Below are 11,090 nucleotides of genomic sequence, written 5' to 3'. Positions count from 1 at the left end.
CGCTTGCGAATCAAAAGTCGACAAATAATAACGTCAAAAATATAACCAAGAGCGCTCCGATTGGTCGCGCCCGTCCTTGAAATAATCTTTCGCTTTGTTGTAAAATTCATCTCAAAGAAATGCCGTGAATCTTATTAACAGTGAATGTGCACGAACGTGGCAATTAGCGTTGCTTTTCAATCCAAAGAAGTTTTTTGCTGCACTGGTCATCCCCTGACCGGCATTTCGTACGCTCAAGCAAACGAGTTCGCCAGTCCCTACGCCGGTGTCAAAGTCGAGAAAGTTGGTCTGACGCGTCGGGCATCGCCAACGTCAAGTCCCGTGCCACGACTTTCCCCGGCCTGAACGCAGGCTATGGATTCGATGTAAAGCAGTTCGTGATTGGCGCAGAAGCGTTTGCGGACTTCTACTACGGTTCAACCACCTATAAGGACGGCGGCGTGGATCTCAAGGTCGGATGCCATTCAACACGATCATGCATTACACACGTTTAGGTATGACTGGAACCTGATCTAATGCGCGTCTCCACGGCAGCGTTGGCGTTGAATATAAATTCGTGAAGTTATTCAGCATCCCGGCTCAATGAACGGGTGATGAAAGCAGCGACGACGGAACCAAACGCCGTCATGACAGCATGACCGTTGGAGTTCACCACCACTTCTGATGGGTTTAATAATTTATTGAGCCAACATTAAAAAATCCCCGGAGAGTAACCATTCTCGGGGGATTTAATTTGGCTGATACCAATGAATTCAAGTCGTGCAGCGTGCTATATCGAAGCGCATTTCAGGCTCAGGCAATCCGCCATAATCTTCTGAAGATTTTTGCACCTTTACTGTCGATCCATATTGCGACGGCGTGAGCGTAACCAGCCACGCGTTCGGCCCAACCAGCAATTCCGAGGCGCTGCCCAGCTTCGACGTGGAGACCGAAGGCAGTTTGTCCTCAAGGCAATTCAGCACGTCACTGGACTGGCGATGTGACGACACGTAGATCACCGGACTCGAGGCGCGAAGTTCAGGGACGCTGGCGGAACTGCACGCAGCAAGCGCAAGCGCAGACGCAATTAAGGAAGTGAACGGGACAACTCGGCGTGAGAGCATAAGCAATGGGCTTCAGTAGAGACAACGCAACAAATGAGGCAACAAATGAGGCAATAAACAACGCAACAAACGAGGCAACAACAAAGCAGAAACAGGCCACAAATCAGGGGCCTAAACAACCCGCGCCAAGCAAACTGAATCAAGCCGGATCAAGCCTAAAGCATGACGTCGCGCGCCTGCAAGACAATCGCACAGGGCATCGAAAAAAGAGCGGAAAAGCGTGCGATGCTATCATCGCCGGCATCCTGAATTAATGCGTCTGCGATACATCGATATCGCGCGCCGACACACCAACGCTCCATGGCCATTACACTCAAGTCGCCCGCCGACATCGAAAAACTGCGTATTTCCGGGCGCTTGGCCGCAGAAGTCCTCGCGATGATCGGCGAGCATGTGCAGCCGGGCATCACCACGGAAGAACTGGATACGATCTGCAACCGTTTCATTGTCGAAGAACTGAAGGCGATTCCGGCAAACGTGGGCTACATGGGTTTTACCAAGACCATTTGCACGTCGGTGAATCATGTTGTCTGTCACGGTATTCCCAGCCCCCGTGCGCTGAAGGACGGGGACATCATCAACATCGACGTCGCGATCATCAAGGACGGTTATTTCGGCGATACCAGCCGCATGTACTTCGCCGGCACGCCGAGTCGCGAGGCCAAACGGCTGTGCGACACGACGTATGAAGCCATGGTCGCCGGCATTCGGGCGGTGCGTCCGGGAGCCACGCTGGGCGATGTAGGTTATGCGATCCAGTCGATCGCGAATCGCGAGGGCTATTCGATCGTGCGCGAGTATTGCGGACACGGCATTGGCCGCGTGTATCACGAGGATCCGCAAGTGCTGCATTACGGACAACCGGGTGCCGGAATGCGGTTGAAGCCGGGACTGGTATTCACCATTGAGCCAATGGTGAATGCGGGCCGCGCTGCAACGCAGCAATCGCGTGATGGCTGGACCGTGACCACCAAGGACCGGTCGTTATCGGCGCAATGGGAGCATATGGTCGTGGTGACCGACAACGGCTTCGAATTGCTGACGCCATGGCCCGACGGAACGGGCGAATACGCCGCACCCTAATGCACACCGATGCACCGTAAAGCACCATGAGACGAACGAGGTGGTGGGCTGGGAGACCCACGGTGAAGGCGCCTCGCGCCTCGATTGCAATAATGATTTGACTCGTACGCCTGTTCGGTTGAAGCTATTAAATAGACCAAGCCGGCTTAAGAAAGCTTAAGAAGCTTGTGAAAGCTTGAGAGAAAAACACCCGCATGAGTCCTTCACTAACTGTTCGCAGGATCGCCGCGCATCAAGGTGCAGTCCTGCGCGAGCTTCGCACGGCCTCATTGCGCGAGGCGCCTTACGCGTTCGGTGAGACGCTGGAGGAGGCCTTGTCCGCCGACGTCGCAAGCTTCGACGAAACGGCCGACCGCCACGCGAATTCACCCGCCACCGCGTCTTTTATCTTGTACACCGAAGGTCATCCGGCGGGCTTGGTTGGGGCGTTTATCGATGAAGCGCCTGCACCGCGCGCATTCGTCTACGCGTTGTGGGTGGCGCCTGCAGTGAGGCATCTGCGTGGAGGCGAACTGCTTGTGAATGCCGCCACGCAATGGCTTGCGGAACGGCGTGTGCATGACGTTTTTGCCTGGGTCACCGACGAAAACCGCAACGCCATGCGCTTCTACGAGCGCCTGGGCTTTGGTCCTACCGGTGAACGTCGCCGGATTCCAGCGCATCCCGAGGAATATGAGACGCTGCTCGTGCGCCGCGTGAGTGATCAAATGAGTAACCACGCGACCTGAACGTATGACCTGAGCAGTTGATCCGCCAGCGTTCGTCGCGGTTGGATTTGGCCACGGCACGCGTGGCTTGGTCCTCCCGGCTCATCTCGCCGTCCCCTGTCTTGCCACACTCGTTTTCACACCATGCGGCCCGCGTTTGGGCGGCAATCTGAAATATTCCGTTTGCTTGCGTCACGCCTGTAAAATACGCAAAATTTTTGGCTTTACCTATGTCGCTCAAAAAAACGCCCTTTTTCGAATTGCGCAGCGGCTCTGTCGACACGCTTCTGTTTGTCGTCAAGACTACCGACCTCGACGCGCTGCGAACGGAACTCACGCGGCGCTTCGAAGCGACTCCCGAGTTTTTCGCGAACGATACTGTCGCCATCGACGTGCGCCGTCTGGCTGCCGACGAGCGCATATCGATCAGCGAGCTCGCGGCGTTGCTCGACAGCGTGCGCATGCGTCCGATCGGTGTAGTTGCATCGGGGGAGCAGGCGTGGGCGTCCGAAGGCGCGCTGCCGTTGCTTGAAGCACGCGACCGGCGTGGCGCACCGAAGCCGTCGGTCGACGCGGGCGTGGAAAACAGCGAGGCGGCCGCCGTGATCGAAGCGGCCGTGGCGCAAACGCCTGCGCCCAGCGCGCCGGTGCCGAAGACGACTATCATCGACCGGCCGTTGCGTTCGGGCCAGCAGGTCTATGCGAAGGGCGATCTCGTCGTGCTGGGGCTCGTGAGCTACGGCGCGGAAGTGATCGCGGAAGGCAACATTCATATCTATGCGCCGTTGCGTGGCCGGGCGCTCGCGGGCGTGCACGGTAATCTCGACGCGCGCATTTTCTGCACGTGTCTGGAGCCGGAACTGATCTCTATCGCCGGCATCTACAGGACGATGGAAACACCGCTTGGCCCCGATGTTCTGGGCAAACCGGTGCAGATCTGGCTCGACGAAGAAAAATTGATGATCGAACCGCTGCGGCTGACCTGAGAGGCCTGAGACGAGTCAGCCAGGCGCGCCTGATGGGGACGGCGCGCTCTCGGACGGCACGCGAGCGGATTTAATTGACGAACACAAGGTACAGGAATGGCAAAAATCATTGTGGTGACTTCGGGCAAGGGCGGCGTCGGCAAGACGACCACCAGCGCGAGCTTCGCATCGGCCCTCGCGTTGCGGGGGCACAAAACGGCTGTTATCGACTTCGATGTCGGCCTGCGCAATCTCGATCTCATCATGGGCTGCGAACGCCGCGTGGTGTACGACCTCATCAACGTGATCCAGGGTGAAGCGAACCTCAACCAGGCGCTGATCAAGGACAAGAAGTGCGAGAACCTGTTCATCCTGCCAGCCTCGCAAACGCGCGATAAAGATGCGCTGACGCAAGACGGCATTGAGAAGATCATCAACGACCTGATCGCGATGGACTTTGAATACATCGTCTGCGACTCGCCGGCGGGCATCGAATCGGGCGCCTTGCTGGCCATGCATTTCGCCGATGAAGCCTTGATCGTGACGAATCCGGAAGTGTCGTCCGTGCGCGATTCGGACCGCATTCTCGGCATTCTTTCGTCGAAGACGAAGCGCGCAATTGAAGGCAAGGAGCCGATCAAGGAACATCTGCTGATCACGCGCTACAACCCTAAGCGTGTGAGCGAAGGCGAGATGCTCTCGCTGACCGACATCCAGGAAATCTTGCGGATCGAACTGATCGGCGTGATCCCTGAATCGGAAGCCGTACTGCATGCGTCCAATCAGGGTCTGCCGGCCGTGCACCTCGATGGCACTGATGTGGCTGAAGCCTACAAGGACATCGTTTCGCGCTTTCTCGGCGAAGAAAAGTCCCTGCGCTTTACCGACTATCAGAAGCCAGGTCTGTTGCAACGCATCTTCGGCAATAAGTAAGGGGACGCAATGTCGATTCTTTCGTTTTTGCTGGGCGAGAAAAAGAAGTCCGCTTCGGTCGCGAAGGAACGCTTGCAGTTGATCATCGCGCACGAGCGAGCGGGCGGACATGCACCCGCCGATTATCTGCCGGCGTTGCAACGAGAACTCGTTGCCGTGATTTCCAAGTACGTGAAGATTTCGAGCGACGATATCCGGGTAAGCCTCGAACGTCAGGACGATCTCGAAGTACTCGAAGTGAAAATCGAAATTCCATCGGTTTGAAGATGGATGACGGTTTGAACCAGCGCTGAAGGTTTTCCTTGGCGCGCAACACATCCAAAGGCCGGAATCACTTGATTCCGGCCTTTTCACTTGTGCGCGTGCGCTTTTAGGTTGCCTGAAGGTTGCCTAAGCGACTTACATCAATATTCCGTTGCAGTTTAGCCATCACCGTTACACGGGCGCTGTCGGCTGATCTCTGTCCTCGCGCATTGAGTGTGTATCGCCCCGATACGCGGCGACCAACTCAAGAGGCCGATCATGAAAATACGTTTGTTCATTGCCCAGGCGGCGATTGTCGTGGCCGGCATCGCGGCAGTAGCCGGAAGTGCGTCGGCTGAAGTGATTATCGTGGCGCCGAATGCGCCGCCGCCCGTGCGCGTGGAGTCCGTTCCGCCGGCTCGCGTGGGATACGTCTGGGATAACGGCCACTGGCGCTGGGAACACGGCCAATACGTATGGAATCCGGGGCATTGGCAGGTCGAGCGCGTGGGGTACCACTGGGTGCCGGGACACTGGATTGCACGAGGCGGTGCATGGCGATGGATGCCCGGGCACTGGGCCTGAGCCGGCCGCGCCTGATGGCTCCAATAACTCGCTAGCTTCACGGGCGGGCGCTTTTGCGCCGTCCGAATCCGATCAACCTGTCCCGGAGTTCCACATGAAAACCAAACTGTTGATTATCGGCTTGCTCGCCATCTTGCTGGGCGGCTGTATTGTCGTGCCGGCGCATCCGTATGCTTATCATCCGGTGCCACGCGTCTACGTTTATTAAGTTCGCCCGCGCTTTATTTGGTGACCGGCTCTTCGTCCTCGACGGCTGTTTCAGGCACTTCGGGCGATGCCCGGGGCACGGGCAAGGGAAGCGGAGTCATGTAGCGCTCGGCCAACGCTTCGTACAGCGGCGGCGAGAAGAAGCGCGACACCCGGCTCGCAATCAGCGCAGTAGCCATGAGCGAAATCACCAGCGCATGACCGTTGATCATTTCCATCACGATTACAAACGACATGATCGGCGACTGCGTGACGGCCGCCAGATAACCCACCATGCCGAGCGCAATCAGCATCGACAACTGCATGTGGCTGAAGACCATATGCAGCACATTGCCGAAGCCGGCACCAATCGATAACGATGGCGCAAAGATGCCGCCCGGAATGCCGGGCAGGTACGAGCCGATCATCGAGACCATCTTAAGCAGCGGATACAGCGGCGAGAGATGCTCATGGCCTTCCAGCAGGCCGCGCGCCTCGGCGTAACCGCTGCCGAAGGTCGTACCACCCGACACGAGCCCCACCACGGCGATGATCAACCCGCAGAGCGTGGCGAATACCACCGGGCGTGTTGCGTGCATCTCGCGCAGACGTGCCGGAATCCATTTGGACGTATTGAGCAGCAACCAGCAGAATCCGCCGCCGGCGATACCCGTCACGATGGCCGTGAGCACCACCGCAACTGCCAGCAGGTTGGGGAAATGCGCGCTCACTTCGATGGTGCCGAAATAGGTGTAATTGCCGTTCAGGCCAAGCGCGACGATACCCGCGAGGATGATGCCCGTGATCAGCACACCGCTCGTGCGCGCTTCGAAGCTGCGCGTCAGTTCTTCGATCGCGAACACAATGCCGGCAAGCGGTGTGTTGAACGCCGCCGATAACCCTGCAGCCGCGCCCGCCAGCACAAGCTGCCGTTCGATGCGGGCGTTCGAGCGGGGAAACAGTCGTCGCAGGTTGTACATCAGCGCTGCGCCGACCTGGACGGTCGGGCCTTCGCGGCCGATGGTGAAACCGCCGAGGATCGCGATAAACGAGATTCCCATCTTGGCGATCAGGATAGCGGGCGACAGCAGCCGGGTCCCGAGTCCCGGCGGACTGTGCAACACGGCGATGACCTGCGGAATGCCGCTGCCTTCCGAGCCGCGAAAGAATTTTCGCGTGAGCCAGACGGATAACGCGGCCGCCGCTGGCGTCAGGATCAGCGGCAACCACAGATGGTCGTGCTGAACCGCGCGAAACGCGTTATAGCCCCAGTCGATGAGCCTCGCATACAGCACCGCGACCAGCCCGACCGCGATCGCGCCAACCCAGAAAATGCCGTAGCGGTGCCAGAGGCTACGCGCACGGAGAAGAGTAAATCGGGGTAGAGAGCGTATTGCGCGAATCATGTGCGGTGAGCCATGCGACCGGCTGTCGGCAAAGCGGCGATTATACCGACCCGTCTGAATAATCGAGCCGATTGGCGCCTGGCGATTGCAACCTTGCAACGAGCTTTTGAAAAGAAAACGGGGCGCTGCGTTGAGCCAGCGCCCCAAAACACTCTCGTCGGGGTGGCGAGAGCGGAGAGAAGAGCGTAATTAAAAAGTAATGTTTTATTCAGGTATTCGAATGACTCGCAAACGTTTCAACAATGGCCCAGGGAGTTTGAAAGTTTTATCGATTACTGTATTAGGCGGGACGTGAAGCGCTTACTGAAGATCAGGTTGTCATTACTTCAAAGGCGAGTACGGCAGCAATGGCGCCGGCATTGGCAATCAACGCCTGCAGCACGATCCCGCGCCAGCTTGTCGTCCGGAAACGCACGGCCAGCATGAGGGCGGTGAATAGCGCGATGGCAATTATCGCAACCACATCAGCACTTTGAAGGTGAATGCGCATTGCGTTGGCCTCGCGAATATTCAGTCTTTTGTCGAGTGTTTGTTGAGTATAGACAGCACGTGCCGGTACGCAAGTTGCACAAAAATACGCGAGAGCCCCACCGCTGTATTTATCTAATGATCCGATGGGATTTTTCCGGGCGCTGTCGGTACTAACCCGAATTGGCGTTTTCCCGTGCAGGGCAAGCTTTATCCATGGAGTTGCATTTATGAATTCCCCGAACCGCCGTTCTCTCGAAGTGGATTTCTTCCGGGGAGTCGTGCTGCTGATCATTGCCGTCGATCATATTTCGGGAAGCGTCTTGTCCAGATTTACACTCCATAGTTACGCGTTTTGCGATTCCGCAGAGGTTTTCGTGTTCCTGGGAGGCTATGCATCGGCGGCCGCTTATACAACGCTCGCGGTGAACCGGAGTCACGGGGCCGCGCGCCTACGCTTCCTGAAACGCAGTTGGGAGATTTATCGCGCGTACCTCTTCACCGCCGTGATGATGTTGCTCGGCGGGGCGCTGCTGATGTGGCTGCGTGTCGACACCCCGATGCTGCAGATCACCGAATGGCCGTCGTTCCTGGCTCGTCCGCTGGGGCTTACGTTTGATATCGCGACGTTGCGGCATCAGCCGTATCTATCGGCGGTGTTGCCCATGTACGCCATGTTCGCGCTAGCTGTGCCGTTTGTGGTGCCGTTGGCTGAACGTAAGCCGGTTGTCGTGCTGTTTGGGAGTCTTGGCGTATGGCTTTTTGCGTCATCGCTCGCGCAATGGCTGCCGTCGGCTTACGCGGAAGGGTGGTCGTTCAATCCGTTTGCGTGGCAACTGATGTTCGCGCTCGGCATCCTGGCACGCGTGCAGCCGATCTCCGCGGAATTCCACGATTCGAAAACCGCGCTCTGGATGACGCGAGCGGCGATTGTCGTGTTCCTGACGTTCGCTTTCGCGAAGCTGTTCCTGGAGACCCAAGCGCCGCCCGGATACATGAAACAAAACTTGGCTAGCCTGCGCATTGTGAGTTTTGTCGTGATCGCGTGGCTGTTTGCTCGGGCGGTGCACGCCGGATGGATCAAGGCGCTGGCGAAGAGCTTGCCGAGCGTGGTGAACATCGGCAAGCAGGGGCTGGTGTGTTTTATCGCGGGCGCGTGCATGTCGCTGGTCATCGATACCGCCTTGCGGCTGGTGTCGTTCGGCCAATACCAGTGGATAGCGGGGCTGAGCGGCGACGCCGTCGCGATTGGCAGCCTGATCTGGCTCGCGGCGTTCTGGCGTGATCGTAAGGAGACGCAGCGGGCGCGGCTGCCGAAACAGCAACCGGTGCCGGCGCACGCGACTCACCGGCGCGACAGGTGAGGAGTTTGAACAACGCGTGCCGGTGAGCTTTTCAAAGTCTCGCCGGCACGCAATCAGTGCTACGAAAGCTTGATATCCCGCGTTTCCCGCATGCACAGCACGCCGAGCAGGCTGATCGCTGCCGCGACCGATACATACCCGCCGACCCACGCCAAGCCGCCGCGATTCGCCAGCAATTGCGCGATGTACGGCGCCACTGACGCACCCAGAATACCGCCGACGTTGTACGCGACACCCGCGCCCGTATAACGCACGTTGGTCGGGAACAACTCGGGCAGCAGTGCGCCCATCGGGGCAAACGTCACGCCCATCAGGAACAGTTCGATAGTGAGAAACAGCGCGACCGCGTAGGTGTTGCCGCTGCCGAGCAGCGGGGCCATCGTGAAGCCGGACAGGATAGCCGCGATACAACCCACAATCAGCACCGGCCGGCGGCCGAATTTATCGCTGGCTAACGCGGAAAGCGGCGTCGCGATCGCCATGAAAATCACCGCGAAACACAGCAAACCGAGGAATTTCTCGCGCGTGAAATGTAGCGTCGAGACGCCGTACGACAGCGAAAAGACCGTCGAGATATAGAACAGCGTGTAGCAGACGATCATCGCGATCGCGCCGAGCAGCGTCGGTTTCAGGTATTGGCTGAACAACGTCACGATAGGCACGCGCACGCGTTCCTTTTTCTCGATAGCCTCACGGAACGCCGGCGTTTCCGCAATTTTCAGGCGCACGTAAAGTCCCAGCGCCACCAGCACCGCGCTGACGATGAATGGCACGCGCCAGCCCCAGCTTCGGAATTGTTCGTCGGTGAGCGAGAGCGCCAGTCCGAAGAACAATCCATTCGATGCCAGGAACCCCACCGACGGCCCGAGTTGCGGGAACATGCCGAACCAGCCGCGCTTGTTTTGCGGTGCGTATTCGGTCGCGAGGAGCGCTGCACCGCCCCATTCGCCGCCGAGCCCGATGCCCTGGCCGAAGCGCAAGATGCACAGCAGCACCGGCGCGAGGCTACCGATGGACGCGTAACCGGGAACAAAGCCGATTAGCGTGGTCGAGACACCCATTACGAGCAGCGAGGCGACGAGCGTTGATTTTCGCCCGATGCGGTCGCCGAAATGGCCGAAGATGAACGAGCCGATCGGCCGCGCGATAAACGCGATGCCAAAGGTGACAAACGCCGACAACGCTTGTGCGGCGGGCGAGCTGTGCGGGAAAAAGACCGGGCCGATAACCAGCGCAGCGGCGGTTGCGTAGACATAGAAATCGTAGAACTCGATCGCCGTGCCGATAAAACTCGCGAAGATCACGCGGGAACTGCTCATTTTCGCGTCGCTCGCAGGCGATGCGGGTAAGGAACCCGAGGGTGAGGCTGATGACATGGCGTCTCCGGTTCGCCCTTCGTGTCGCGCCCGCGAATGGGGACGCGCGTCGGGACACTTTGTGGTGAATGCACAGCGTTGTAACGGGCGTCGGGCGTTGCGCGCTCGAGGCGTCGTGTGACGATAAAAGCGAACGGCGTTGGACCACGCGCGGTGTGTCGCGGAGTCGACCGGTCAGGCGCGTCGATCAAGCGCTGGATGGGCGGCAGCGACGGCTTTGCCGGCATGGCCGGCGTGGGGTATCGAAAATTATAACGACCGTGCGCGGCGGCGGGCAAGGAAACCGTATCAGTGAATGCATCAATAGTTCCACTCAGTTCCCTTCAATCGATGGTCGTTGCCTGCGGTGAATGGACGCTGCGTAGCTGGAACTGGCCGTTGTCGTTGAAGAGCCAGTCTTCGAACAAGTCGAGATGGCCGTTGCCATCGAGCAGGCGCGCTGGCGGCGTGGGCAACGGCGACGCGCGGCGCAGCGACGCGAGGGCGGTGGCTTCGGCCTCGTCGTCGCCATTGGTCCGGTAAACCGACGACCGGAGCACGCGGCCGTTTCGATCCACGGTGAACGCGACCACGACCAGCGAGCGCAGCATCGCTTGCGGCGTGCCTTTGAGTACCAGCGACGGATTCCGGTCGAAGATATGTTGCGCCACGCGGACCTTGTACTGATCGAG

13 protein-coding genes are annotated in these 11,090 nt (G+C 58.6%); 8 read left to right on the top strand and 5 right to left on the bottom strand.

Annotated features, from left to right (window positions below; all coding sequences use genetic code 11):
* Positions 1 to 752 precede the first annotated feature (752 nt).
* Positions 753 to 989 (bottom strand): hypothetical protein, encoded by a 237-nt coding sequence (locus tag JWR14_RS35720; RefSeq protein ID WP_299718964.1) that lies wholly within the window; start codon positions 987 to 989, stop codon positions 753 to 755.
* A 414-nt stretch (positions 990 to 1,403) separates the two neighbouring features.
* Between JWR14_RS35720 and map the strand changes: the two genes are divergently transcribed.
* The 6 genes from map to JWR14_RS35690 all read left to right on the top strand — a co-directional run bounded on the left by map (position 1,404) and on the right by JWR14_RS35690 (position 5,619).
* Positions 1,404 to 2,186, top strand: a complete 783-nt coding sequence (gene map, locus JWR14_RS35715; RefSeq protein ID WP_299718962.1) for a type I methionyl aminopeptidase — start codon at positions 1,404 to 1,406, stop codon at positions 2,184 to 2,186.
* A 194-nt stretch (positions 2,187 to 2,380) separates the two neighbouring features.
* The gene (locus JWR14_RS35710) at positions 2,381 to 2,914 is read left to right on the top strand and encodes a GNAT family N-acetyltransferase (protein WP_299718960.1); all 534 of its coding nucleotides are present in this window, start codon (positions 2,381 to 2,383) and stop codon (positions 2,912 to 2,914) included.
* Between the two features lie 209 nt (positions 2,915 to 3,123).
* Entirely contained in the window at positions 3,124 to 3,879 is a 756-nt protein-coding gene (gene minC / locus JWR14_RS35705) for a septum site-determining protein MinC (RefSeq protein ID WP_299718958.1), read from the top strand.
* Between the two features lie 96 nt (positions 3,880 to 3,975).
* Complete coding sequence (minD, locus tag JWR14_RS35700; RefSeq protein ID WP_299718956.1) at positions 3,976 to 4,791, top strand: septum site-determining protein MinD; 816 nt, start codon at positions 3,976 to 3,978, stop codon at positions 4,789 to 4,791.
* 9 nt (positions 4,792 to 4,800) lie between these two features.
* The gene (gene minE, locus JWR14_RS35695; RefSeq protein WP_031359136.1) at positions 4,801 to 5,055 is read left to right on the top strand and encodes a cell division topological specificity factor MinE; all 255 of its coding nucleotides are present in this window, start codon (positions 4,801 to 4,803) and stop codon (positions 5,053 to 5,055) included.
* Between the two features lie 258 nt (positions 5,056 to 5,313).
* A complete protein-coding gene (locus tag JWR14_RS35690; protein WP_299718948.1) occupies positions 5,314 to 5,619 on the top strand; it encodes a YXWGXW repeat-containing protein in 306 nt (101 codons plus the stop codon).
* Positions 5,620 to 5,840: 221 nt separating this feature from the next.
* Here JWR14_RS35690 and JWR14_RS35685 read toward each other — a convergent pair whose 3' ends face one another.
* Both JWR14_RS35685 and JWR14_RS35680 read right to left on the bottom strand, forming a co-directional pair.
* A complete protein-coding gene (locus JWR14_RS35685; RefSeq protein ID WP_299718946.1) occupies positions 5,841 to 7,211 on the bottom strand; it encodes a chloride channel protein in 1,371 nt (456 codons plus the stop codon).
* A gap of 310 nt (positions 7,212 to 7,521) precedes the next feature.
* A complete protein-coding gene (locus JWR14_RS35680) occupies positions 7,522 to 7,701 on the bottom strand; it encodes a hypothetical protein (protein WP_299718944.1) in 180 nt (59 codons plus the stop codon).
* A gap of 124 nt (positions 7,702 to 7,825) precedes the next feature.
* Here JWR14_RS35680 and JWR14_RS35675 point away from each other — a divergent pair, with 124 nt between their 5' ends.
* Positions 7,826 to 9,043, top strand: a complete 1,218-nt coding sequence (locus tag JWR14_RS35675) for an OpgC domain-containing protein (RefSeq protein ID WP_299718918.1) — start codon at positions 7,826 to 7,828, stop codon at positions 9,041 to 9,043.
* A gap of 59 nt (positions 9,044 to 9,102) precedes the next feature.
* Here the strand turns inward: JWR14_RS35675 and JWR14_RS35670 are convergent, their stop codons facing one another.
* Complete coding sequence (locus JWR14_RS35670) at positions 9,103 to 10,362, bottom strand: MFS transporter (protein ID WP_299718967.1); 1,260 nt, start codon at positions 10,360 to 10,362, stop codon at positions 9,103 to 9,105.
* Between the two features lie 174 nt (positions 10,363 to 10,536).
* Between JWR14_RS35670 and JWR14_RS35665 the strand changes: the two genes are divergently transcribed.
* Positions 10,537 to 10,674 (top strand): hypothetical protein, encoded by a 138-nt coding sequence (locus JWR14_RS35665; RefSeq protein ID WP_299718916.1) that lies wholly within the window; start codon positions 10,537 to 10,539, stop codon positions 10,672 to 10,674.
* 68 nt (positions 10,675 to 10,742) lie between these two features.
* Here JWR14_RS35665 and JWR14_RS35660 read toward each other — a convergent pair.
* Positions 10,743 to 11,090: TonB family protein (locus JWR14_RS35660; RefSeq protein ID WP_299718914.1), on the bottom strand; the 348-nt coding region annotated here is incomplete at its 5' end.

It is taken from the genome of Caballeronia sp. (assembly GCF_028292365.1).
Taxonomy (GTDB): Bacteria; Pseudomonadota; Gammaproteobacteria; order Burkholderiales; family Burkholderiaceae; genus Caballeronia.
Note: the sequence above shows the minus strand (reverse complement) of the source record. Positions and strands in the feature narration are given on the sequence as shown.